The organism is Falsiroseomonas stagni DSM 19981 (genome assembly GCF_900114315.1).
Taxonomy (GTDB): domain Bacteria; phylum Pseudomonadota; class Alphaproteobacteria; order Acetobacterales; family Acetobacteraceae; genus Falsiroseomonas; species Falsiroseomonas stagni.
The window spans coordinates 592,416-618,929 of the sequence record NZ_FOSQ01000002.1; the positions used below are offsets into that span (position 1 = coordinate 592,416).

The 26,514-nt window shown below is 75.1% G+C and carries 6 protein-coding genes and 4 pseudogenes; 9 read left to right on the forward strand and 1 reads right to left on the reverse strand.

Annotated features, from left to right (window positions below; translation table 11 throughout):
* Nucleotides 1–431 precede the first annotated feature (431 nt).
* The 9 genes and pseudogenes from BM041_RS32135 to BM041_RS09550 form a co-directional block, all read left to right on the forward strand.
* Nucleotides 432–1,556: pseudogene (locus BM041_RS32135) on the forward strand (amino acid adenylation domain-containing protein); the annotation flags it as partial.
* 792 nt (nucleotides 1,557–2,348) lie between these two features.
* Nucleotides 2,349–2,600: pseudogene (locus BM041_RS32140) on the forward strand (acyl carrier protein); the annotation flags it as partial.
* The gene (locus tag BM041_RS09530) at nucleotides 2,597–8,335 is read left to right on the forward strand and encodes a beta-ketoacyl synthase N-terminal-like domain-containing protein (protein ID WP_092958711.1); all 5,739 of its coding nucleotides are present in this window, start codon (nucleotides 2,597–2,599) and stop codon (nucleotides 8,333–8,335) included. The pseudogene BM041_RS32140 and the gene BM041_RS09530, both read left to right, overlap by 4 nt.
* A 47-nt stretch (nucleotides 8,336–8,382) precedes the next feature.
* Nucleotides 8,383–9,495, forward strand: a pseudogene (locus BM041_RS32145) (beta-ketoacyl [acyl carrier protein] synthase domain-containing protein); the annotation flags it as partial.
* A pseudogene (locus BM041_RS32150) lies at nucleotides 9,469–9,765 on the forward strand (ketoacyl-synthetase C-terminal extension domain-containing protein); the annotation flags it as partial. The pseudogenes BM041_RS32145 and BM041_RS32150, both read left to right, overlap by 27 nt.
* Nucleotides 9,766–9,975: 210 nt before the next feature.
* Nucleotides 9,976–17,763 carry an SDR family NAD(P)-dependent oxidoreductase gene (locus BM041_RS31780; protein ID WP_456303956.1) on the forward strand — a complete coding sequence of 2,596 codons (7,788 nt, stop codon included), beginning with the start codon at nucleotides 9,976–9,978 and terminating at the stop codon, nucleotides 17,761–17,763.
* Nucleotides 17,750–23,782: a type I polyketide synthase gene (locus BM041_RS09540; RefSeq protein WP_092958715.1), complete on the forward strand. Its 6,033-nt coding sequence runs from the start codon at nucleotides 17,750–17,752 to the stop codon at nucleotides 23,780–23,782. The genes BM041_RS31780 and BM041_RS09540 overlap by 14 nt, the downstream gene beginning before the upstream one ends.
* Nucleotides 23,775–24,248 carry a nitroreductase family protein gene (locus BM041_RS09545; protein ID WP_092958717.1) on the forward strand — a complete coding sequence of 158 codons (474 nt, stop codon included), beginning with the start codon at nucleotides 23,775–23,777 and terminating at the stop codon, nucleotides 24,246–24,248. The genes BM041_RS09540 and BM041_RS09545 overlap by 8 nt, the downstream gene beginning before the upstream one ends.
* Nucleotides 24,245–25,141, forward strand: a complete 897-nt coding sequence (locus BM041_RS09550; RefSeq protein WP_092958720.1) for a class I SAM-dependent methyltransferase — start codon at nucleotides 24,245–24,247, stop codon at nucleotides 25,139–25,141. The genes BM041_RS09545 and BM041_RS09550 overlap by 4 nt, the downstream gene beginning before the upstream one ends.
* Nucleotides 25,142–25,167: 26 nt before the next feature.
* On the opposite strand, the gene BM041_RS09555 is transcribed toward BM041_RS09550, so the two are convergent.
* Nucleotides 25,168–26,487: an MBOAT family O-acyltransferase gene (locus BM041_RS09555; protein ID WP_092958722.1), complete on the reverse strand. Its 1,320-nt coding sequence runs from the start codon at nucleotides 26,485–26,487 to the stop codon at nucleotides 25,168–25,170.
* Between the last annotated feature and the right edge of the window lie 27 nt (nucleotides 26,488–26,514).

The window sequence follows — 26,514 nt, forward strand, 5'->3', positions numbered from 1 at the left end:
TCCGCCGACTGCGGCCCGAAGCCGCCGCCGTCCCCGTGGTCTTCACCTCCACCATCGGCCATCCGTCGCTCGGCGGCGGCACCTCGCCCCTCGCCTGGCTGGGCGAGACGGTCTTCGCCGTGACGCAGACGCCGCAGGTGGTCCTGGACCATCATGTGTTCGAGGAAGCCGGCGCGCTCATCCTCGGCTGGGACGCGGTCGAAGCCGCCTTTCCGCCCGGCGTCCTCGACGCGATGGTCGGCGCCCATGCCGACCTGCTCTCCGCCCTGCTGACGGAGGCGGGCTGGGACCGGGATGCCAGCGCCTGCCGTCCGGCCCAGCCGCGTGCCGCCCTTCGCCCCGCCGCCACCCCACGCCTGCTGCACGCGGCGCTGGAGGAAGCGGCCCGCGCCATGCCCGACCGGCCCGCCGTGATCGATGGCGACGTCACGCTGGACCACGCCACGCTGCACGCCGCCGCCGGCCATCTCGCGGCCCGCCTCCACGCGCGCCTCGGGGAGAAGACGCGGGACCGCCTGGTGGCGATCGTGCTGCCCAAGGGCTGGCGCCAGATCGTGGCCGTCCTGGCCGTGCTGAAGGCCGGCGCCGCCTACCTGCCCGTGGACCCGGCCCTGCCGGCCGAGCGCCGCCGCCACTTGATCGCGCAGGGGGAAGCCCTTCCCCTCGATGACGCGGCAGAGATCGACACAGCCCTGGCCGCCGCGCGACAGGGGCCGCCGCCTGCGCTGCCGGCGGTGGAGGACCCGTCCCGCCTCGCCTATGTCATCTACACCTCCGGCTCCACCGGCCAGCCCAAGGGCGTGATGATCGAACACCAGGCCGCCATCGCGACGGTGGCGGAGATCAACCGCCGCTGGGCCATCGGAGCGGAGGATCGCGCCTTCGGTCTGTCCGCGCTGGGCTTCGATCTCTCGGTCTGGGACATCTTCGGCCCGCTGGCGGAGGGCGGCGCGCTGGTGCTGCCGCCGCCGGACGCCGCCCGCGATCCGGCCGCCTGGTCGGCCCTGCTGGCCCGCCATCGCGTCACGGTCTGGAACAGCGTGCCGGCGCTGATGGCGATGCAGATGGAACACGGCCTGCCGCCGGGCCACGCGCTGCGCCTGGTGATGATGTCCGGCGACTGGGTGCCGATCGAACTCGTCCGCCGCCTGCGGGATGCGATGCCGGGCACCGCGCTGGTCGCTCTGGGCGGCGCCACGGAAGCGGCGATCTGGTCCAATGCGCATGAGGTCGCTTCACTCGATCCCGCCTGGCCCAGCATCCCCTACGGCCTGCCGCTCGCCGGCCAGGTGCTGCATGTCGTCGATGCCCGCGGCGCGCCATGCCCGGACTGGGTGACGGGCGAGATCGAGATCGCCGGCGCCGGCCTCGCCCGCGGCTATTGGCGCGATCCGGTCCGCACGGCGGAGCGCTTCGTCACCAACCCCTTCACCGGCGAACGCCGCTACCGCACCGGTGACCTCGGCCGTTTCCGCCGGCATGGCGACGGCGCCGGCCCCACGCCCATCGAATTCCTCGGCCGCGAGGATTTCCAGGTGAAGATCCAGGGCTACCGGATCGAACTCGGGGAGATCGAGGCAGCCCTCGAAACCCATCCCGAAGTGGCCGCTGCCTGCGCGACGGTGGTGGATGGCCCCGGCGGCAAGGCGCTGCATGCCTTCGTGGCGCCGCGGCGCGAATCCTGGGAGCGTGCCCGCCGCGTGCTGTCCCGCCCCGGGCTCCGGCGCGGCGACGCGCCCCGCATCCCCCTGCCGCATCGCCCCGATGCCGCCAGCTACGACGCACGCCGCAGCGTCCGCCGCTTCACCGACGCCGCCCTGCCCCGCGCGGCGGTCGATGCCCTGCTGGCCGCCGCCGGCATGCCCGTCACCCTCCTCCCGCGCCGCGTGGAGGGCACGCCCCCCGCCGCCTGGCCCCGCATCGAGATTCCCGATCCCGCCACCGCCCGCGTCGCCGAAGCGGCCGCGGCGCTGCTGCTGCTCGAAGCGCCGCATGGGCGAGGCGCATTGCTCGCCGCCGGCCAGGCCGGGCAGCGCATGATGGTGGCGGCGGAAGCCCTCGGCCTCGGCCTCTGCGCCATCGGCCTGCTGCGCCGGGATGGCGCGCCCGTGCTGCACGCCTTCGCCTGCGGGATCCCGGCGACGGAGGTCTCGGGCGTCGATCTCGCCGGCGCGCTGCGCGAACACTGCGCCGCGGTCCTGCCCGCCTACATGGTGCCGCGGCACCTGCACATGCTGGAAGCGCTGCCGCTCAGCGGCAATGGCAAGGTGGACCGCAGCGCGCTCAAGCCGCCGGCCAGCGATGCCGCCGCCCCCGCCGGCGGGCTGGAAGCCGGCGTCGCGGCGCTGGTCGCCGAAGCGCTGGGCCAGCCCGTGCATCCGCAGCGAAACCTCTTCGATGCCGGCGCGACCTCCCTGCACATGGTGCGCCTGCAACGCCTGCTGGCGGACCGCATGGGCAGCCGCCTGACGGTGGTGGATCTGTTCCGCCTGCCGAGCATCAGCGCCCTTGCCGCCGCGCTGGCCGGCGACGCGGCCGAAGGCGCCGTGCAGGGCGGGCTGGACCGCGCCGCCCGACGTCGCGCGGCCCAGCGCCGATGACCGGCATCGCCATCATCGGCATGGCCGGCCGCTTCCCCGGCGCGCCGGACATCGCCAGCCTCTGGTCGCTGCTCGAAAGCGGGCGGGAGGGCATCACGCGCCTCGACCGCGCCGCGCTGCTGGCGGAAGGCGTGCCCGCCGCGACGATCGACGACCCCCGCTACATCCCCGCCGCGGCGGCGCTGGAGGGGATCGACCGCTTCGACGCCGCCTTCTGGGGCATCGCGCCGCACGAAGCCGCGCTGATGGACCCGCAGCAGCGCATCCTGCTGGAGGTCGCCTGGCACGCGCTGGAAGACGCGCATTGCGATCCCCGCCGGACCGACGCGCAGATCGGCGTCTTCATCGGCTCCGCCATCAGCACCTACCTGCTGTTCCGCCTCCGCGCGCAGATCGAGGGGCCGAGCCGCGCGGGCCAGCTCCTCGCCATGGCCGGCAACGACAAGGATTATGCCGCGACGCAACTCGCCTATCGGCTGGACCTGAAGGGCCCCGCCATCGCGGTGCAGACCGCCTGCTCCTCCTCCCTCGTCGCCATCCACCTGGCCTGCCAGAGCCTGCTGTCCGGCGAATGCGACATCGCCATCGCGGGTGGCGTCAGCATCCGCGTGCCCCACCAGGTGGGCTACCGGCATGAGGAAGGCGGCATGCTGTCGCCCGATGGGCATTGCCGCAGCTTCGCCGAGGGCGCGGCCGGCACCGTCTTCGGCAGCGGTTGCGGGCTGGTGGTGCTGCGGCGGGCGGAGGATGCGGGGCAGGACCGCATCCGCGCCCTGATCCTCGGCACCGCCGTCAACAATGACGGCAGCCACAAGGTGGGCTTCGCCGCGCCCAGCCAGGATCGCCAGGCCGCCGTGATCGCGGAAGCGATGGCCGTCGCCGGCGTCACCCCCGCCGATATCGGCCATGTCGAGGGCCACGGCACCGGCACCCCGATCGGCGATCCGATCGAGGTCGCGGCGCTCTCCGCCGCCTATCGCGGCGCGGCGCCGGGCAGCGTGGCGCTGGGCAGCCTGAAAAGCGCCATCGGCCACACGGAAACCGCCGCCGGCGTCGCGGGCCTCATCAAGACCGTGCTGATGCTGGAACGCGGCATGGTCGCGCCGACGCTGCATGCGGCCGAACCCTCCCGCCGCATCCCCTGGGCGGAGACCCCCTTCCGCCTGGCCACGGCCCTGCGGCCCTGGACGGAACGGCGGATCGGCGGCGTCAGCTCCTTCGGCATCGGCGGCACCAACGCCCATGCCGTGGTCGCGGCAGCGCCCGGGCGAGATGTCGCGGCAGCGCCCGGGCGAGATGTCGCGGCAGCGCCCGGGCGGGATGTCGCGGCCCCGCCCGCGCGCGGTGCCGTGGCCCGCCAGGCCAGCCCGCGCCTCATCCTCTCCGCACGGGACAATGCGGCGCTGGAGGCGCTGCGGGCCGCCTATGCCACGCGCCTCGCCGAGGCCGGCGCCGATTTCGCCGCCATCGCCACCGCCGCCGCCCGCCGCCCGCGCCTGCCGATCACCCTGGTGGCCGACAGCGCGGCGGCCTTGGCCGATGCGGTGCCGAGCCGCGACCCGCCGCCCGAACCCGCGCCCGCCACGGGTGTGCCGGTGGACCTCCCGCCCTACCCCTTCCAGCGCCGCCGCCACTGGGCCGCGACGCCGCGCCTCGGCGCGCCGATCCCGTTGCCATCCGGGGAGACGCTGCACATCGCCACGCCGGAGCCCTGGCTGCGGCAGCATGTGGTGGACGGCGTTCCCCTGCTGCCCGGCGCCTGGCACCTCGCCGTGCTGGCGGAAGCCGGCGCCACCGCCGTGACCGACCTGGCCTTCACCGCGCCCCTGCCGCTGGATACCGCGCAGGCCATCCAGCTGTGGCGGGATGCCGATGGCCGTTTCCGCGTGATGGCCGAGGTCGCGGGAAGCTGGCGCCAGATCGCCGAGGCACGCGCCGCGCCGGCCACCCCGTCCGGCGCCCCCTTCGCCGTGACACAAGCCGGGCAGGAGGACGGCGCCACCTGGGCGGCCGAGTTGGCGCAAGCCGGCCTGGACTTCGGCCCCGCCTTCCGCCGCATCGCCCGCCTCGGTCGCGCAACCGGCGCCGCGGTCGCGGACATCGACGACGGCGCGGAGGAGGTCGCGATCCTCGACGCCGGGTTGCAGACACTCGGCGCCGCCGTCCGCGACGCCGCGCTCGGCTTCCGGCCCGCCGCCATCGCCCGCTTCGCCCGCCATACGGCCCTCGATGGCTGCCGCCGCATCCTGGCCCGCCTGACGAATGAGACGGCTGAGGCCAAGACCGGCGACATCCTCTGGCTCGATGCCGCCGGCGCCGTGCTGGCGGAAGCGCGCGGGGTGGAGTGCCGCCGCGCCGCCGCCGGGGCCTCCGGCCTGGTCTTCACCCTGGGCTGGCGTGCCGCCGCCGACCCGGCGCTGACCGCGCCGCATGAGGCGCTTGAACGCCTCGCGGCCCGCTTCATCCGCGATGGCCTGGCCGCCATCCCGCAGCCCGTGCGCCCGGCGCTGGCGGCGCTGCTCGCCCCGCATGCAGCGGCAGCCGATCAGGCCGGGGACCCCGCCGCCGGCTGCGCCGCCCTCGCCCGCCAGTTTCCGGCGCAGGCGGCGGAAATCGCGCTGGTCGCGCGCTGCGGCGCGGCGCTGCCCGATGTGCTGGCCGGAAGGCAGGACCCGCTCGCCCTGCTGTTCGGAGACGGCGCCCCCGATGGCGCCTATCGCGAAAGCCCGCTGGCCCGACATCTCAACGCCGTGGCCGCCGCGGTGGCCGGCGGCGCGCGCCGTGTCATCGAGATCGGCGGCGGCACCGGCGCCACCACCGCCGCGCTGCGCGCGGCGCTGCCGCAGGCGGACTACCTCTTCACCGATATCGGCGCCGGCTTCCTCGACGCCGCCGCGCGCCGCTTCGGCGTCGGAACCGCGCGGCTCGACATCAGCGCCGACCCCGCCACCCAGGGCATCGCGCTGGCGGCGCATGACCTGGTCGTCGCCGCCAATGTCCTGCATGCCGCGCCGGATCTGCGTGCGGCCATCCGCCACGCCGTCACCCTGCTCGCCCCCGGCGGCCGGCTGCTGCTGGTGGAGGGCACCGGCCCGCTGGCGCGGCTCGACCTTACCTTCGGCCTGACGGAAGGCTGGACCCACCGCACCGACCACGACCTCCGCCCCGACCACCCGCTGCTGCCGGCCGCGCGCTGGTGCGAGCTGCTGCGGGAAGCCAGGCTGGAGAACCCGGTCGTCGTCGCCGAACTGGGCGGGCAGGCGGTCATCACCGCCACCAGCGCTGCCCGGCCCTGGATCAGCCTGGCGCCGGGCCAGGAACTGCCGCCGGCACCGATCGCCGGCGTGATCGCGCCCGCTTCCCTGTCGGCGGAAGCCCTCGTCGCCCTGGCCGATGCGCTCGCCGCGCGGCCGGAAGCGCCACGCCTGCTGCTGGCAACCCGCCTGGCGGAAGCGGTCGACAGCGGAGAGGTGCCGGACCAAGCCGCCGCCGGCCTCGGCGGCTTGCTTCGGACACTGGCCCGCGAATACCCCTCGCTCGCCGCTCGCACCGTCGACCTCGATGGCATCGGGGACGAGGCGGCGCTGGCGGTCGAATGTGCCCTGGCGGATGGCGAGGATCGGGTCGCCTGGCGTGGCGGCCAGCGCCATTTGGCGCGGCTGTTCCGCCCCCACCCCGCCGCCGCCACCGGACCGGCCGTGCTGACCGCGGCCCTCGACCTCGTGCCGCGCGATCCGCCGCGCCCCGCGCCCGGGCAGGTGCTGATCCGGGTCCGCGCCGCAGGGCTCAACTTCAAGGACGCGCTGGCGGCCGCTGGCCATGTGCCCGCCGTGGGCCCGGGCCTCGGCGGCGAGGCGGCAGGGGAGGTCCTGGCCCTGGGCGAGGGCGTGACGGGGCTGCGGGAGGGCGATGCCGTTCTGGCCGTCGCGCCGGGCGCGCTGGCCACCCACCTGCTGGCCGATGCGCGGCTGGTGCTGCCGCTGCCGCCCGCCCTGTCCTTCGCCCAGGCCGCCGCGCTGCCCATCGCGGGCGTGACCGCCTGGCACGCGCTGCGCCACCTGGCGCCGCTCCGGCCGGGCATGCGCGTGCTGATCCACGCCGCCACCGGCGGTGTCGGCAGCATCGCCCTGCGCCTCGCCCGCGCCTCCGGCGCCACCATCGTCGCCACCGCCGGCAGCGAGGCCCGCCGTGCCCTGCTGCGCGACGACGGCATTGCGGAGGTGCTGGATTCCCGCGCCGCCGAACTCGGCGACATCGCCCCGCTCGACGTGGTCCTCGGCGCCCTGCCGCCTGCGCTGCGCGATGCGGCGCTGGATCGCCTGCGCCCTGGCGGCACCTATGTCGAGATCGGGCGCCTCGGCATCGCGACCCCGGCCTCGGTCGCGGCGCGGCGGCCCGACCTCGCCTATCACGTCGTGGCGCTGGACCAGGTGGAGGCCCCGGTCTTCGCCGCGCTGCTGCGGGAATTGCTGGCGGCGGTGGAAGCCGACCCGTCGCTGCTGCCGCCCGTCACCGCGCTGCCGCTGTCCGCCGCGCCAGGGGCGCTGCAATCGATGCTCCGCGCCGAGCACCGCGGCAAGCTGGTCGCCATTCCCGGCCTGCCGCACCGCATCCGCGGCGACCGCAGCTACATCGTCACCGGCGCCAGCGGCGGCCTCGGCCCGGCCATCGTCGCCTGGCTCCGCCATCGCGGCGCCGGCGGCGTGCTGCGCCTGGCACGGCGTGGCGATGCGGCACCTGACCTGGTGCTGGGGGAGGTGACGGATCCCGCCGCCCTCGCCGCCGCCGATGACCGCGCCGCCACGCTCGGCCTGCCGCCCATCGGCGGCGTCATCCATGCCGCGGGGTTGCTGGAGGATGGTCTGGCGGCGCAACTCCGCCCCGGCGCCTTCGCCCGTGTCGCCGCGCCGAAATGCGGCGGCCTCTCGGCGATCCTGCGGGCATGGCCGCGGCTCGACCTGCTGGTCGGCTTCTCCTCCGCCGGCGCGCTGTTCGGCTCCTCCGGCCAGGCCGCCCATACCGCGGCCAGTGCCGCGCTGGATGCCGCGCTGCGCGCCGCCTGGGCGGGGGGCATCGGCGCCGTCGCCGTGGATTGGGGCGCCTGGCGCGGCATCGGCGCGGCGGCCGCCCGCGGCGTCGATCTCGCCGAAGCCGGCATGGGCGATTTCAGCCCGGCCGAGGCGTTCGAGGCCCTGGATCTCATCCTCGCCCAGGGCCTGCCCCAGGCCGCCGTGCTGCCGCTGCGGCCGGACGCGCTGCGCAAGGCGGGCGTGCCTCCGCTGCTGCGGGACCTGCTCGATGCGCCGCCCGCGGCGGAAGCGCCCCGCACCGCCCCCCCGGAACCCGTCCCGGTGGTCGCGCCCGAAGACCGCCGCGCCTGGCTGCGGGACCGGATCGCCGCGGAATGCGCCAGCCTGCTCTCCATCCCCGGCCCCATCGATCCGCGTCGGCCCTTGCAGGAATACGGGCTCGACAGCCTCGGCTCGCTCGAACTCCGCAACCGCCTGGGCCGCATCGCCGGCGCGGCGCTGCCGGCGACGCTGCTCTTCAACCACCCCAGCATCGCCGCCATCGCGGACCACCTGGCCGTGACGCATTTCGGCCTGCCCGCCGAAGCGGCACCCACCAGGGCGGAGGCAGCACCCACGCCGGACGACCTGACCACCGCATCGGAGGAAGACCTGGACGCCGCCCTCGCCGGCTTCGCCGCCCTGCTGGGGGAGGAGACGCCATGAGCACCGACCGCCAGGTGAAGGAACAGGCCGTTCGCCTGCTGCAGCGAATGCAGGAGAGGCTGGACGCGTCGGAGGCCCGGTTCCGCGCGCCCATCGCCATCATCGGCCTGGGCTGCCGCTTCCCGGGCGCGGAGGGCCCCGACGCCTTCTGGTCCCTGCTGGCGGAGGGCCGGAACGCCGTGCGCCCGGTGCCGCCGGATCGCTGGGCCGCCCCGGCGACGGGTGGTACCGCGCAGGGCGGTTTCCTCGATGGCATCGACCTGTTCGACGCCGCCTTCTTCGGCATCGCGCCGCGCGAGGCCGCGGCCATGGACCCGCAGCAGCGCCTCGTTCTGGAAGCCGCCTGGCGCGCCCTCGAACATTCCGGCATCGCGCCCGACCGGCTGGAGGGGACGCGCACCGGCGTCTATCTCGGCTGCTGCACGGCCGACTACGCCCGCATCGGCGACCCCGCCGCGATGTCGGAGGAAGGCTACGCCGCCACCGGCGGCGCACCCGGTGTCGCGGCCGGGCGGCTTGCCTATCTGCTCGGCCTGCAAGGCCCGGCGCTCGTCGTCGATACGGCCTGTTCCTCCTCCCTGGTCGCCACGCATCTGGCCGTGCAGGCGCTGCGGGCGGGCGAGTGTTCGCTGGCGCTTTCCGGCGGCGTGAACCTCACTCTGTTGCCTTGGGGCGCGGCGACGCTCGACCGGCTGCACATGCTCTCCCCCGACGGCCAGTGCCGCGCCTTCGACGAAGCCGCCAACGGCTTCGTCCGCGCGGAGGGCTGCGGCGTGCTGGTGCTGAAGCGCCTGGCCGATGCGCTGGCGGATAGTGACCGCGTGCTGGCCGTCATCCGCGGCAGCGCCGTCAACCAGGATGGCCGCAGCGCCGGGCTGACGGCCCCGAACGGCCCGGCGCAGGAAGCGGTCATCCGCGCGGCCCTCGACAATGCCGGGCTTGCACCCGCCGATGTCGATGCCATCGAGGCGCATGGCACCGGCACGACGCTGGGCGACCCGATCGAGATGCAGGCGCTGCGCGGCGTCTTCGGGGGGGCGCGGCCCGCGCCGCTCCGCGTCGGCTCGGTCAAGACGAATATCGGCCATGCGGAGGGCGCGGCGGGCGTCGCCGGGCTGGTCAAGGCGGCGCTGATGCTGCGCCACCAGGCGGTGGTGCCGAGCCTGCATTTCACGCGCCTCAACCCGCATATCGACCTCGGCGATGCCGCGATCGAGATCCCGGTCGCGACCGTGCCCACGCCGCTGAGGCGCGTCGGCGTCAGCAGCTTCGGCTTCTCCGGCACCAACGCGCATCTGATCCTGGAAGCCGCGCCGGAAGCGCCGCCACGCGCGTCCACCCCGGCCGAGGCGCCCCGCCTGCTGCTGAGCGCCCGCACGCCGGACGCGCTGCGCGCCATGGCGGCGGAGACACAGGCGAAACTGCGCGACGGCGCCTTCACCTTCGCCGATGCCTGCCACACCGCCGCGGTGGCGCGCCCGCGCCTGCCCTGGTGGATCATCGCCGACAGCGCCGAGGATCTCGCCGCCGCCGAGCCCTCCGACGCCCTCATGCCGGACCTGCCCGCACCACCAGGCCGGCGCGTTGACCTGCCCGGCCATCCCTTCGACCGCCAGCGCTTCTGGCTGGATGAGGCCGAGATGCTGCCCGGCCGCCGCCTGCCCCAGGCCGGCCCCGCCCCGGTGTTCGAGGCGCATCTGATGCCCGGCGCCCGCCTGCTGGCCGACCACCGCGTCCGCGGCACGGCCCTGCTGCCCGCGGCCGACATGCTGGAACGCCTTCGCACCGCGGCGGAGGCATCGGGCCAGGGCAATGCGCTGGCGGACATCACGCTGGACCGCGCGCTGCCCGTCGCCGTGCCGCGCCTGGTGCAGGTCGTGGCCGGGGACGAACTCGGCCTCTTCGCCCAGGCCGGCACGGCCTGGGACCGCCACGCAACGGCCCGCGCCACCACCGCCGATGCCCTGCCCGACCAGAAGCTGCCAGCCCTCCACGCCACCTGCACGGAGTCCCTGGACCCCAACGCCTTCCATGCCTGGCTTGCCGAGGCCGGCATCGACTTCGGTCCGCACTACCGCTGCATCGCAGCGCTCTGGCGCGGCCAGGGCCAGGCACTGGCGCAACTATCCGCCGCGCCCTTCCCGGTGCTGCTGGACGCCGCGCTGCGGACCGCCGGGGCCATCGCCTTCGGCAGCAGCGGCGCGCCCCGCCTGCCCGCCGGCGCCGCCCGCTACGCCCGCGCCGCGCGCGCACCCGGCGCCGAAAGCTGGGCCCACGCCGTCATCACCGGCGATTCCGGCGGCGTCACCACCGCCGATATCCGCCTGCTGGACGCCGACGGCACCGTGCTGGCGCTGCTGGAGGGGCTGCGCCTGGCCGCCGCGCCCGACGCCTGGCGCGGCTGGTGCCACGCCATCGCCTGGACCCCCCGCCCCGACCCCCGCGCGCGGATCGCCGCCCTGACCGCCGGACTGGAGGACCCCGCCCGCCGCCTGGCGCTGGAAGCCGCCGCCACGCGCCACGCCCGCGCCGCCATCGCCGCCGTGAAGGCAGAGGAGGTCGTGCCCCGCCACCGCCGCCTTTTCGACCACCTGGCCCGCCTCGCCGCCCGCCCACTGCCGGACGCCATCCCGCTGCCAGGGGCGGCGCCGGAGGCCGCGCTGCTGGACCGCTGCGGCGCCGCCCTGCCCGATGTGCTGCGCGGCCTGGCCGATCCGGTGAAACTGCTGTTCGAGGGCGACGGCGCCGAGCAGGTCTATCGCGACAGCCCCGCCTATGCCGCCGCCAACCAGGTCCTGGCTGTGCTGGCGGAGGCCGCCGCCCCGCCCACGGGCCGGCTGCGCGTGCTGGAGATCGGCGCCGGCACCGGCGCCACCGCCGCCGCCGTCCTCGCGGCGCTCGATCCCGATCGCGTCGAGTACTGGTTCACGGATATCGGCCGGTCCCTGGTGGAACGCGCCCGCGGGCGCATCCCGGCCCAGCGCTTCGCGGTGCTGGATATCGAGGATGATCCGCTGGCGCAGGGCCTGCCGGCAGCGGGCTTCGACCTGGTCATCGCCGCCAATGTCCTGCACGCCACGCGCGACCTGGAAGCCGCGCTCCGCCACGTCGCGCGGGTCCTCGCCCCCGATGGCCGTCTGCTGCTGCTGGAAACCGATCCAGAAGGCCTGCCCGGGGACCCCACGCCCGGCGGCTGGGTCGACCTCGTCTTCGGCCTGACGGAGGGCTGGTGGCGCTTCGCCGACCCCGCACTCCGCCACGACCATCCCCTGCTGTCCCGCCCCGCCTGGCTGGCGCTGCTGGCCCGGCTCGGCCTGGAGGCGACCGCCATCCCGGACCTGCCCGGCAACACCCTGCTGGTCGCCCGTCCGGCGGCGGAGGCCGTCACCCTCGCCGACCCCGGCGGCCCCGCCGCGGATCGCTGCGCGACCCTGCTCGCCCGCCTCCAGGCGCTCGGCCCCGAACAGCGGCGCATCACGCTGCGGACGCGCGGCGCGCTGGGGGCCGATCCGGCGGGCGCCGCCCTGTGGGGCATGATGCGCACGCTGCGGCAGGAACGGCCGGAACTCGATATCCGCCTCCTGGACGGGGATGGCGATCCGCCGCCCGCCCTGCTGCTGGCCGAGCCGGAACTGGTCCTGCGGGACGGCGCCCTCCTCGTCCCGCGCCTTGGCCGGGCCGCGGATGGGCCGCCCGCCATCATCGATCCGGACGGCGCCATCCTCGTCACCGGCGCCTTTGGCGGCCTCGGCCGCTTCGCGTCCGAATGGCTGGTCCGGCGCGGCGCGCGCCGGCTGGTGCTGGCAGGGCGCCGCATTCCCGAAGACCTGGCGTGGATGCAGGCGCTGCGCGATGCCGGCGCCACGGTCACGCTGGAAGCCTGTGACCTGGCGGATGCCGGGGCCCGGGCGGCGCTGATCGCCCGCCTGCCAGCGCTGCGCGGCATCGTCCATGCCGCCGGGACGCTGGCCGATGCCACGCTCGCCCAGGCCAGCGCGGCCGATTTCGCCACCACGCTAGCGCCGAAATTCGACGCGGCGCGGGACCTGGACGCCGCCTTCCCGGACCTCGATGTCTTCCTGCTCTTCTCCTCCGCCGTCGCGCTGTTCGGCCAGGCCGGGCAGGCCGCGCATGTCGCGGCAAGCTGCGCGATCGACGCCCTGGCGGCGACGCGGCGGGCGCGCGGTGGCCGCGCCACCAGCCTCGGCTTCGGCCTCTGGCGCGATATCGGCTCCCAGGCCGGCAACGCGGCGCTGATCGACCGCCTCGCCGCGCAGGGCCTCGGCACCATCCCCTCCGAGGCCGGGGAGGCGCTGCTCGACTGGGCCCTCTCCACGCCCGAAGCCGCCAGCGCGATCCTGCCCATCGACCGCCCCCGCTTCCTCGCGAGTTTCGAGGGGATGCGCCCGCCATCCTCCCTGCGCGGCTGGCAGGCGCCGAAGCCCGCCGCCCCGGCCCGGGCCGCCATGGCCGAAGCGCCCCCTGCCGCCGCCCTCGCGGACCTCATCGCCGGGGAAGCGGCCGCCGTGCTCGGCCTCTCGCCCGGCCAGGCGCTGGACCGTCGCGCCAACCTCTTCGAACTCGGCCTCGACAGCCTGATGGCGGTGGAACTCCGCAACCGCCTGCAATCGCGCCTCGGCCGGGGCGCCCTGAGCGCCACGCTGCTCTTCGACCACAGCAGCGTCGCCGCCCTCGCCGCCCATCTCGGCGATGCGCCGGCCGCAGCCCGCGCGACCACGCGCGCCACCGCCAGCGACGACCCCATCGCCATCATCGGCATGGGCTGTCGCTTCCCCGCGGGCGGCGAGGATCCGGACGCCTTCTGGCAGGCGCTGGCGGAAGGCCGGGATGGCATCATCCCGCGCCCGGAAGGCCGCAGCCTCGGCCCGCAGGACATCGATGGCCCGCAAGCCGGCTACCTGCCCGATGTCGCGGGCTTCGATCCGCTGGCCTTCGGCATCGCGCCGCGCGAAGCCCCCTTCATGGACCCGCAGCACCGGCTGCTGCTGGAAGTGGCCTGGGAAGCGCTGGAGGATGCGCTGCTGCCGCCCGACACGCTGGCGGGCAGCAACACCGGCGTCTTCATGGGCCTGTGCAACTACGACTACGCCCAATTGGCCGCCCATGCGGAAGGGGGCGAGGCCTTTGCCGGCACGGGCGGCGCGCCGAGCATCGCCGCGGGCCGCATCGCCTATCTCCTCGGACTCAATGGCCCGGCGCTGGTGCTGGATACCGCCTGCTCCTCCTCCCTCGTCGCGCTGCACCTGGCGGTGCAGGCGATCCGGCGCGGCGAATGCGGCATGGCGCTGGCAGGCGGCGTGAATCTGGCGCTGGGCAGCGGCACGACCAGCGCCTTGCAGGGCCTGTCGATGCTGGCCCCCGATGCGCGCTGCAAGGCCTTCGATGCCCGCGCCGATGGCTTCGTCCGTGCCGATGGCTGCGGCGTGGTGGTGCTGAAGCGCCTGTCGGAGGCCACGGCCGCCGGGGACCGCATCCTCGCCATCATCCGCGGCACGGCCGTGAACCAGGATGGCCGCAGCAGCGGCCTCACCGCCCCATCCGGCGCCGCGCAGGAAGCGGTGATCCGCGCGGCACTGGCCGATGCCGGCCTGCCGCCCGATGCCATCGACGCGATCGAGGCGCATGGCACCGGCACCGCGCTGGGCGACCCGATTGAGATGCATGCGCTGCGGAACGTCTTCGGCCCCAGCCGCGACCGCCCGCTGATGGTCGGATCAGTCAAGACCAATATCGGCCATGCCGAGGCGGCAGCGGGTATCGCGGGCCTCATCAAGGCCGTGCAGATGCTGCGCCATGGCCAGGTGCCGCCCAGCCTGCATTTCGGGGCGCTGAACCCGCATATCGACCTCGGTGGCGCCGATCTCCGCGTGCCCACTTCCCTGGCGCCGGCGGCGCTGCGCCATGTCGGCGTCAGCTCCTTCGGCTTCTCCGGCACCAATGCCCATGCGGTGCTGGAAGCGCCCCCAGCGCCCGCGCCCGCGCCGCCTCCCCCGGCCAGGCCCCTGCTGCTGCTCACGGCCCGCAGCGAGGCCGGGCTGCGCCGCCTGGTCGCCGCCTGCCAGGCCCGGCTGGCGGCAGGCGCCGATTTCGCCGCCCTCTGCGCCAGCGCCGCCCATGGCCGCGCGCGCCACCCCTGGTGGGTGCTGGTCGAGATGCCGGAGGCCCTGGCCACCGTCACGCCGAGCAACGCGCCCCTGCCCGACCTGCCCCCGCAATCCGGCGCCCGCATCGCCCTGCCGCTGACGCCCTGGGACCGCCAGCGCCACTGGGCCACCCCCGCCCGCGCCGCCCTGCCCGCCAGCGTCCACCCCCTGCTCGGCCGCCGCCTGCGCTCCCAGCGCGGTGAACGGCTCTTCGAGACCGAACTCACCTCCACGCGCCCCGCCTGGCTGGCGGACCACGCCCTGGCCGGCCGCGTCGTCCTGCCCGCCGCCGCGATGGTGGAGATGCTGCTCTCCGCCCTGCCGCCCGATGCCCCCGCGGTGCTGGAGGATGTGACCTTCGACCGCCTCCTCGCCCCCGCCGAGACACCAGTGGTGCAGACGATGCATGACGGCGGCGCCCTCACCCTCGCCGCCGCCGCCGAGGATCCTGACGCGCCCTTCATCCCCATCGCGACGGCCCGTGCCGGCACCCTGGCCCCCGGACCGGCACCGTCCCTGGCGGAAGCCCGCGCCCGTTGCCCGCGCGGCATGGATGTCGGCGCGCTCTACGCCCGCTTCGCCGAAGCCGGCCTGGCCTACGGCCCTGCCTTCCAGGGCCTCCGCGCCCTCTGGGCCGGGGATGGGGAGGCCGTCGCCGAACTCGGGGACAGCCAGCCCGGCTACCGCCTCGATCCGCGGGTGCTGGATGCCGCCTGGCAGGCCCTGGCCGCGACACTGCCGGAAGGCAGCCGGGACGCGCTGGTGCCGAAGGGCCTTGCGCGCTTCACCCTGTTGGGCGGCACGCCCCGCTTCGCCGTCCTCCGCCTCCCCGCGCCCGACCGTGCGGAGGTCGCGCTGCTGGACGCCAGCGGCGCCCCCGTCGCGCTGTGCGAGGGGCTGGCCCTCGCCGTCTCCCGCCAGGGCGCCGTGGTGCAGGAAATCGCCTGGCGGGCCCTGCCGGACGGCACGGAAACCCCCGCCTGGATCGACCTGCGGGCGGAGGCCGATGCCGTCGCCGCGACCTGGCGCGTGCTGGAAGCCGCCCGCGCCGCACCCGCCCGCCTCGCGGTGCTGGCCACGCTGGATGCCAGCCCGGCCCAGGCGGCGCTGGCCGGGTTGATGCCGACGCTGGCGCTGGAACACCCCGAACTCCGCCCCGTGCTGCTGGACCTGCCCGCCGGCGCCGTGCCGCCCCCGATCCCGGCCGAAGGCCCGGCCGTGCTGACCCTGCGCGATGGCGCCCTGCTGGCGCGGGAATTGGCGTCCCGCCCCACCCCACCCCCGCCACCCGCGCCCTTCGTGCTGGCCCGCGGCGCCGATGCGTCGCTGGAGGCGCTGCGCTGGGACCGCATGGCGGCGCCGTCGGCCACCCCCGGCCAGGTGGTGATCGAGGTCGCCGCCACCGGCATCAATTTCCGCGACGTGATGAACCTGCTCGGCGTGTATCCCGGCGATGGCGGGGCCCCGGGTGTCGAATGCGCGGGCCGCGTTGTCGCGGTCGGCGATGGTGTCGGCGGCTTCGCGCCCGGCGATGCCGTGCTGGCCATCGCGCCCGGCTGCTTCGCCAGCCATGTCAGCGCCGATGCGCGCCTCCTCCGCCCGCTGCCGGACGGCATGGGCTTCGCGGAGGCCGCCGCCCAGCCTGTCGCCTGGCTCACCGCGCGCCTCGCTCTGCTCGAAGTCGCGCGCCTCACCCGCGGCCAGCGGGTGCTGGTCCATGCCGCGACGGGCGGCGTCGGCCTCGCGGCAATCGCCGTCGCGCGGGCCGCCGGCGCCGTGGTGGTCGCCACCGCCGGCAGCGCGGAAAAGCGCGCCCGCCTCGCCGCCCTCGGCATCACGGAGGTGCATGACAGCCGCGCCCTCGGCTTCGCCGCCGCCGCGCCGGTCGATGTCGTGCTGAACAGCCTGACCGGCCCCGCCATCCCCGCGGGCCTCGGCCTGCTGAAGCCCGGCGGCGTCTTCCTTGAGATCGGCAAGGCGGAGATCTGGGACACCGACCGTGTCGACGCGATCCGCCCCGACATCCGCTACCGCCCCGTGGCGCTCGACAGCCTGATCCTTTCCAACCCCGCCCGTGTCGGCGACATGCTGGCCAGCCTCTGCGACGATTTGTCGCAGGGCCTGGCGCCCCTGCCCGTGGAACGCTGGCCCTTCGCGGAGGTGACGCCCGCCCTCCGCCGCATCCAGGCCGCGCGCCATATCGGCAAGCTCGTGCTGGCGCGCAGCCTGTTCCGCGCCGATGCGACCTACCTCCTCACCGGCGGCACCGGCGCGCTGGGCCGGCACCTGGCCCGCTGGCTGGTGGCGAACGGCGCCCGCCACCTGGTGCTGCTGGCCCGCAATCCCGCCGACGTCGCGATCGAGGGTGCCACCATCCGCAGCATCGCCGCCGACATCGCCGATCCCGCCGCGCTGCGCCGCGCACTCTCCGGCCTGCGGCACCCGCTGCGCGGCATCTTCCACCTGGCCGGCGCGCTGCATGACGGGACGGCGGCGCGGCTGGACCGCGAACGCCTGGCCGCCGCCTTCCCGGCCAAGCTGGCGGGGGCGGAGGCGCTGGACCGCATCGCCGCCGCCCATCCCGTCGAGCATTTCGTGATGTTCGGATCGCTCGCCGCCCTGCATGGCTCCGCCGGCCAGGCCAACTACGCCGCCGCCAATGCCGCCCTCGCCGCCATCGCGCAGCGCCGCCGCGCCCGGGGCGAACCGGCGCTGCTGGTGCATTGGGGGGCCTGGCAGGGGGACGGCATGGCACAAGGCCGTGCGGGCCTGTCGCCCGACACCGCCCTGGCCGCGCTGGATTCCGCGCTCTCCGCCGGGCTGGCGGAGGTCGCGATCTCCGCTGCCGCCGCGGGTGTCCCGCCGCCCCGCCTGGCGTTGCAGGAGAAGCTGGCCGCCGCCATCGGCAGCGCGAAGCGGGATGCGCTGGCGGATGCGGTGGCGGAGGCGATCAGCCGCATCCTCGGCCTCGGTGACACGCCGCTGGACCGCGCGCGGCCCCTGGCCGAACTCGGCCTCGACAGCCTGATGGCCGTCGAACTCCGCAACACCCTCTCCGCCGCCATCGGCAAGCCGCTGCGCGCCTCGCTCGTCTTCGACCATCCGAGCGCGGAGGCGCTGGTCGCGCATCTCGCCGCCGAACTGGGCCTGGGCGTCACCCCTCCTCCCGCCGAAGCCCCACCGCCCGCCCCGCCCCCTGCCGACGACCCCGACGACGACGCCCTGCTGCTGCTGGAACGGAAGCTCGCCCATGCCGGGTACTGACCCCACCGCGCGGGAGGCGAATGCCGTCCGCCGCGCCCTCGCGATGATCCAGGACCTGGAAGCGAAGCTGGACGCCGCCGGCCGCGCCGCGCGCGAACCCGTCGCGGTGATCGGCATCGGCTGCCGCTTCCCCGGCGGCGGCGAAGGCCCGGATGCCTATTGGCGGCTGCTGTCCACCGCGCGCGACGCCGTGACGGAGGTGCCGGCGGATCGCTGGGACGCCACCGCCCTCTTCGATGCCGATCCGGACGCCCCCGGCCGCGCCAGCAGCCGCTGGGGCGCCTTCCTCGACGGCATCGATCGCTTCGACGCCGCCCTCTTCGGCATCTCCCGGCGAGAGGCGGAGGCCATGGACCCGCAGCATCGCCTGCTGCTGGAGAATGCCTGGGCGGCGCTGGAGGATGCCGGCATCGCGCCGGATCGCCTCTCGGGCCAGGCGCTGGGGGTCTTCGTTGGCCTCAGCACCGCGGATTACGGCACGCTGCTCGGCCGGCAGAGGGATCTCGGCTGGATCGACGCCTATGCCAGCCTCGGCAACGCGCCCTCCATCGCCGCGGGGCGCATCGCCTATGCGCTCGGCACCCAGGGGCCGACGATGGTGGTGGACACGGCCTGTTCGTCGTCGCTGGTGGCCACGCATCTCGCGGTGCGCGCGCTGCGCAGCGGGGAATGCCGCGTGGCGCTGGCGGCGGGGGTGAATGCGACTTTGTCGCCCGAACTCACCATCGGCTTCTCCAAGGCGCACATGCTGGCCGGCGATGGGCGCTGCAAGACCTTCGATGCGGCCGCCGACGGCTATGTTCGCGGCGAGGGCTGCGGCGTGGTCGTTCTCAAGCGGCTGTCGGATGCGCGGGCGGCCGGTGATCCTGTGCTGGCGGTGATCCATGGCAGCGCGGTGAACCAGGATGGTCGCAGCGCCGGCCTCACCGCCCCTTCCGGCCCCGCGCAGGAAGCCGTGCTCCGCGCCGCCCTCGCCGATGCGGCGCTGGCGCCATCGGACATCGACGCCATCGAGGCCCATGGCACCGGCACCGCCCTTGGCGATCCCATCGAGATGCATGCGCTCCGCAGCGTCTTCGCCGGGGATCGCGCCCGGCCGCTCTCCGTCGGCTCGGCGAAGACCAATATCGGCCATACCGAGGCCGCCGCCGGCATCGCCGGCCTCATCAAGGCCGTCCTCATGCTCCGCCACCAGGCGGTCGCCCCCAGCCTCCACTTCACCCGCCTCAACCCGCATATCGACCTGACCGGCGCCCGCATCGAAGTGCCGACGCGGCTCGAACCCGCGCCGCTGCGCCACATCGGCGTCAGCTCCTTCGGCTTCTCCGGCACCAACGCCCATATCGTCCTCGGCGCCGCGCCCGAGACGGCGACAGCCGCCGACCCCCGCCCCGCCCATCTCCTGCCGATCAGCGCCCGCGACCCCGCCGCGCTGACGGCGCTGGTCGCCCGCTGGCAGGACGCGCTCGCCGCGCCCGGCGCCGACCTGCCGGCGCTGGCCCGCACCGCCGCCACCGGCCGCGCCGCCCTGCCCCGCCGCATCGCCATCACCGCCCGCGACCCCGCCACCGCCGCCGACGCACTCCCCAAAGCCGAAGCCACCACCGCCGGCCGCCCCCGCATCGCCTTCCTCGTCACCGGCCAGGGCTCCGCCTTCCCCGGCATGGCGCGCGGCCTCGCCGAGACCGCCCCCGTCTTCCGCCGCGTCCTCGATCGCTGCGACGCCGTCATGGGCCTGCCCGCACCCCTGTCCCGCCTGTTCGAGGACGGTGCCGCCCTCGCCCGCGCCGATATCGCCCAGCCCGCCCTCTTCGCCCTCTCCGCCGGCCTCGGCGCGCTCTGGCGCAGCTGGGGCGTGGAGCCGGTGGCGCTGCTCGGCCACAGCCTCGGCGAATACGCCGCCGCCCACCTCGCCGGTGTGCTGACCTTGGAGGACGCCGCCCGCCTCGTCGCGGCCCGCGGTCGCCTGACGCAGGCGCTGCCCGCCGGCGGCGCCATGGCCGCGGTGCTCGGCCCCGACCCGCACAGGGTGCTCGCCCGCCACCCTGCCCTCGAACTCGCCGGCGAGAACGGGCCGGAGGCCATCACCCTCGCCGGCCCGCAGGCCGCCATCGCCGCGCTGCTCGACGACACGATGCTCGCCGCCTCAGGCCTGGACGCAAGGCCGCTCGCCGTCTCCCACGCCTTCCATTCCCGCCTGCTGGACCCGATGCTGGACGCGCTGGAAGCCGAGGCGCGGTCCATCCCGCACAACCCGCCCGCCATCCCCGTCATCGGCAACCTCGCCGGCACCGTGGTGCCGCGCCATGACGCCGCCTATTGGCGCGCCCATGCCCGCCAGCCCGTGCGCTTCGCGCAGGGGTTGGCCACGCTGGCGGCGATGGGCGTGACGCACGCCGTCGAACTCGGCGCCATGCCGGTGCTTGCGGGGCTCGCCCGCAATGCCCTGCCGGCGCTGGTCACGCTGCCCTCGCTCGCCCGCGCGCGCCCGGGGCAGGATGGCGCGACGCTCGGCTGGACCACCGCGATGCAGGCCGGCGCCCGCCTCTGGCAGGATGGCGCGGAGATCGACTGGGCCGCCTTCCACCAGCCCTACCCCACCCGCACCACATCGGCGCCGACCTACCCGTTCCAGCGCCAGCGCTACTGGTTCGCCCAGGCAGCCGAGGCCCTGCTCGGCGAGACCACTGACCTCGCCACCGGCACCCGCCTGGCCCGCGCCCGCTTCGACACGCAGCGGCTGCCCTTCCTCGCCGACCATGTCGTCATGGGGGATCTCATCGTCCCCGGCGCCAGCCATGTCGTCGCGATGCTCGCGGCCAGCGGCGGCACCGCGCTGCGCGACATCGTCTTCGCCGCCCCCTTCAAGCTGCCCGCCACAGGCTGCGCCGTGCAGGTGCTGGTGGAGGGCGACCAGGTCTCCCTCCACGCCGATGCCGGCGGCCATTGGACGCGCCACGCCGCCGCCACCCTCGCCCCGACCCCCTCCGCACCCGCGCCCCAGGATCCCGCCGCCCTCGCCGACCGCGGGAGGGAGGAGGAAGGCGGCGCCGCTGCGCTCCACGCCATGCTGGCGGAACGCGGCATCACCCTCGGCCCCACCTTCCGCGGCATCCATCGGGTGTTCCGCGGCCAGGGGGAGGCGATCGTCGATGTCGCCCTGCCCGAGGGCACGCCCGCCATCGCGCCGCTGCACCCCGCGCTGCTGGATGCCTGCTTCCAGGCGCTGGGCGCCACCTTCAGCGGCCAGGGCGAGTCCGGCGCCTTCCTGCCCCTCGCCATCGATGCCGTCGCGCTCCACAAGCCCCATGCCGGCCCCGTCCGCGCCTGGGTCCGCGCCCGTCCCGCCACGGGCGGCGGCGTCGCCACCGGCGATGTCGAGATCATGGACCCCGATGGCAACCCGGTGATGACCGTCACCGGCCTGACCATCCGCCGCATCGAAGCCGGCCCCGCCTCCGATCCCGCCGACCGCTGGACCTATGAGGTGGAGTGGGTCGCCCAGTCGCCGGAATGGCGCGTCCCGCCCCTCGGCGAGGCCGCCGCCCGCGCCGGCGCGGCCACCGCCCCGACCGAGGAAGCCGGCTTCGCGGAGGCGCTGGAATCCCTGGCCGCCGGCTACGCCGCCAGGGCACACGCGCAGGTTCCCGCCGCCGCCGTCACCCCCGGCCTCGCCCGCCTGCACGAGCATCTGCCCCGGATGGCCGAGGGCGCCGCGCCCGATCCCAACGCACTCGCCGCCGACCTCGCCGCGCGGCTTGGCGACCGCATGGAAATCGCCCTCGCCCGCCGCGCCGGCGCAGCACTGCCGGCGGTGCTGCGCGGGGAAGCGGATGCGCTGGCCGCGATCTTCGGCGATGGCGGCTCCATCTACGCCGACCCGCCCTTCGCGCGGATGCTGAACGCCATGCTCGTCGCCGCCGTGGCGCAAGCGGTCGCGGCGCTGCCGGAAGGCCGCAAGCTCCGCCTGCTGGAAATCGGCGCCGGCACCGGGGCGCTGGTCGCGGCGCTGCACCAGGCCGGGCTGGCGGATCGCCTGGCCATCACCTTCACCGACATTTCCGCCGGTTTCCTCGATGCAGCGGCGGCGCGGTTCGGTGCGGCCATCGCCGCCGCGCTGCCGCTCGACATCGAACGCGCGCCGGACTCGCAGGGCTTCGCGCCGGGCAGCTTCGACATGGTCGTGGCCAGCAACGTCCTGCACGCCACACGGGACATCCGCGACAGCCTGCGCCACGCCGCGTCCCTGCTGGCGCCGGGCGGCGCGCTGCTGCTGCTGGAAGCCTGCCGGCGCAGCAACTGGGCCGATCTGGTCTTCGGCTCCACACCCGGCTGGTGGCGCTTCGGGGATACGGGCCTGCGCCCCGATCACCCGCTGCTGCCCCCGGATGCATGGCAGACCGTCCTGGCCGGGTTCTTCGAAGCCGTCGACCTGGTTCCCGCCCCGGGCGGCGCGCAGGCCGTCGCCATCGCACGCAGGCCCCGGCCCACCCGCCCGATCCGCTCGATCGAGCCCAATGGCACCGATGCGCTCACCTTCGCCACCCGGGCCCTCGCTGCCGCGCAGGATGCCGCCCGCGAAACACAGCCCCCCGCGCTGCACCTGGTGACGCGCGGGGCGCAGCCCGCCGCCGGTGCCGTCACGCAACCCGCCCAGGCCGCCCTCATCGGCCTCGGCCGCGTCATCGCGCTGGAGCATCCCGAACTCGACGCCCGCCTGCTGGACGTCCCCGCCGGCGACACGCCGCCGCCCCCGCCAGAGGGCGAACGCGAAGCCGCCTGGCGGGATGGCGCCTGGCATGTGCCACGGCTGAAGCGCGTCACGCTGCCGCCCGGGCCGGGCTTCGTCACATCCGGCACGCACCTCGTCACCGGCGGCCTTGGCGGCCTCGGCCCGCTGCTGGCGGCCTGGCTGCTGGACCGCGGCGCCGAACGCGTGGTGCTGATGGCCCGCCGCGCGCATGAGGGCGAGCCCCTGCCGGCGGGATGCACCGTGATGCAAGGCGATGTCGCGGATGCAGCCGCCGTCCGGCGCATCATCGCCGCCATCGATGCGGAACTGCCCCCGCTTCGCGGCGTCTTCCACCTGGCCGGCAGCCTCAGCGACGGCGCCATCCTGCGACTGTCGCGCGACGACCTCGCCAAGGTCTTCGCCGCCAAGGTCGATGGCGCCCTCAACCTGGAAGCCGCGACCATCGACCGGCCGCTTGATGCCTTCGTGCTGTTCGGCTCCTCCGCGGGTCTCCTCGGCAATGCGGGCCAGGGCGCGCATGCCGCGGCCAATGCCGTGCTCGGTGCCCTGGCCCATGCCCGCCAGGCGCGCGGCCTGCCCGGCCTCTGCATCGATTGGGGCGCCTGGGGGGAAGCCGGTGCCGTCGCCGCCACCCCGGCCGGCGCGCGCCTGACCGCCGCGGGCGCGGCGCTGATGGCCCCGAAGGACGCGCTGCAGGCACTCGGCCGGGCCATCGCCGCCGGCAAGCCGCGCCTGCTGGTGGCCGCCATCGACTGGCCGCGTTTCCTGGCGGGCTATGGCGCGGGCATCCCCGGCTTTTTCGCCGCTGTCGCGCCGCCACGCGCCGCACCACCCCGCCCCCGCCAGGCCACGACCGGCGCCGATCCCCGTGCCAGCCGCGCCGCACTTGGCGCCTTCATCGCCGCCGAAGCCGCCCGCGTGCTGCGCGTCGGCACCGGCGAGGCCCTGGCGCCCGATCTTCCCCTCAGCGATGCGGGGCTCGACAGCCTCATGGCCCTCGAACTCCGCAAGGGGCTCGGCGATGGCCTCGGCCTGACGCTGCCGGCCACCCTGCTGTTCAGCTACCCGACGGTGGAGGCGCTGGAAGCGCATCTGGCCGGCCTGCTCGGCCTGGACGCGCCGGCGCCGGAATCCGCGCCCCGCCTGCCCCCGCCCCCCCCGGACGCGGAGATCGAGGCCAGCGTCATGCGCATGTCGGAGGATGAGATGATGGCGCTCATCGCGCAGGAATTCAGCCTGGCGATGGAGGAGGGCGGCCGTGGCTGACCTTTCCACCGACAGTCTCGGCCGACTGCTCGGCGCGCTGGCCAGCCGCCCGGGCGTGCTGCCGAAATACCGCTATGCCTCCGCCGGCACGCTCTACCCCGTGCAGGCCTATCTCTCCCTGCCCGCGCCGGGCGTGCCCGGCCTGCCGCCGGGCTGCCACTACCATGACCCGGAGGCCCACGCCCTCGCCCCCGTGTCGGACCACCCCGCGGGTGACGTCCCCCTGCTGCTGCTCATCGCCCAGATGGCGGCGATCGAGCCCGTCTATGGCGCCCTTTCGGAGGATTTCTGCATGCTCGAGGCTGGCTACATGACGGCGGCGCTGGAAGACGCGGCCGCCGAGGCGGGCCTGGCGCTGGAGGATGCCGGCGATCCCGCCGGCTGGGACCGTCCCGGACTCACGACCGCGCTGGCGCTCGATGCCACCCACGCCCCCCTCCTCGCGCTGCGGATCTCGGCGCGATGACCGCCACCATCCCCGCCCGCGGCAAGCTGCGCGAAGCGCTCGACTACCTCCTCTGGTTCTACACCCCCTTCAAGCGCATGAGCGCGCGGGACATCTACGAACTCGTCTCCACCCATTCCTTCAGCAAGCGCGGCCTCTACCTCAACCTCGGCTACTGGCGTGATGCCTCGACGATCGACGAGGCCTGCGAGGCCATGGTGATGCTGGTGGCGGAAAGCGCCGGGATCGGCCCCGGCCAGGACATCGTCGATGTCGGCTTCGGCTTCGCGGACCAGGACATGCTGTGGATGCAGCGCCTGGCACCGCGGTCCATCACCGGGCTGAACGTCACGACCTCCCAGGTGCTGACAGGCCAGAAGCGCGTGGCGGAAGCGGGCATGGCAGACCGCATCACGCTCATGGAGGCCTCCGCCACCGCCATGCCGCTGCCCGATGCCAGCGCGGATGCGGTGCTGGGCGTCGAATGCGCCTTCCACTTCGACACGCGGGAACGTTTCTTCGGGGAGGCGATGCGCGTGCTGCGCCCCGGCGGCCGAATCGCCCTCGCCGACGTCATCCGCAACGACCCGGAACCCGCCGGCTTCGGCCGCCGCATGCAGGACTTCAACTGGAAGTTCTTCATGCAGAAATACGCAGTGCCGGAAGCGAATGCGGATGACCGCGCCAGCTACGCCGCCAAGCTTCGCGCCGCCGGCTTCATCGATGTGGAGGTCCGCTCCATCCGGCACGAAGTCTATCCCGGCCTGCACCGCTTCATGGCGACGGATCCGGACATGCTCAAGCGCTTCCACCCCATCGCGCGCATGCCCTACAAGCTGTCGCTGCGCTTCAGCCCTGACAAGGTCTACAGCGCCTATGACTACATCCTGGCCACCGGGCGGAAGCCGGGCTGAGCCACAGCGCGCAAGCCGGGCTGAGTTCAGAAGAACTGGTACAGCAGGGGCGGCGGCTGCAGCCCCAGCCACAGGGCGCCCAGCAGCGCCGCCAGTTGCACCAGGGCGAGCCAGCCTTGCCGGGCCGCCAGCGCCGGCCCGGCCCGATCTGCCAGCCACGCCCCCGCCGGCAGCACCACCGCCAGCACCGCGCAGACGATGATCGCCGCCAGCGGAACCGTGAGGAACAGCAGCGGCGTGACGGCCCCCGCCGGCAGCCACAGGAACATCAGCGCCAGCACGAAAGTGCCGACCGCGCCAACGGACGAGGCCAGCCCATAGCCACGCCCGCGCTTCAACGCCGCATAGCCCGCCTTGCCGAGCCGCCGCGCCAGCAGCGTCTGCGCCACCTTGTTCACCCCCGCCGCCGCGCCCAGCAGCAGTCCATAGAGCGCGAAGCGAAGGCCGATCCCATGCCAGAGCCCCATCAGCAGGAAGGTGCCGCAATAGGCGAGCGCCCCCAGCCAATGCGCCTGCTTCGTCGCGCCCGTCGCGCCCAGCAGCCATTTCAGCAGCGGGTTGAAGACATAGAGGCGAAACCAATCGGACAGGCTGATGTGCCAGCGCGACCAGACCGCCAGCATGTTCTCGGCCGCCCAGGGACAATCGAAATTCCCGGGCAGGCGCATCCCCATCAGCCCGGCCAGCGACACCGCCAGGCGCGAATACCCCGCGAAACTCAGCCAGAGCCACAGCGCGAAGCCCAGCGCAGCCCCCGCAAGGGCCACCGCCCCCGCATCAACCCGCATCGTCGCCTGCTGGAAGACCCACCAGGGCGCCGCCGCCATCACCACCAGCCCGAACAACCCGCCCGCCACGCCCACGCCGTGCCGCAACCAGGCGTCGCGCATGGGCCAGGCCGCGGGTGCCGCGAGGTCATCGAGGAAATCCTGCGCGCGCCCGATCGGCCCGGCCAGGAAACTCGGCGGGAACAGCAGCCATGCCATCAGCGACAGCAGCGGCGCCTCCGCCGGGGCCTCACCCTCCGCGACATCGACCAGAAGCTGGATCAGGCGGAACAGGACGTAGGAAAGCCCGATGCTTCCGCCAAGCCCGATGGGAGGCAGAAGGCCGAGCGCTGGCAGGACCTCCCTGACCATCAGGAAGAATCCGACCAGCGCGGCAATCGCGGGCGCCAGCAGCCGCGGCCGCGCCGCCACCGGCCTCGCCATCGCGCATCCCGCCAGCGCCATCACCGGCACCGGCAGCATCGCCGCCGGTGTCGGCGCCAGCCACGCGACCATCGCCAGCCCGCCGGCGACGAAGGCGACGGCCCGCGCGCGCACGGCCAGCACCATCGCCGCCATGACCAGCAGGAAAAACGGCGAGATCAG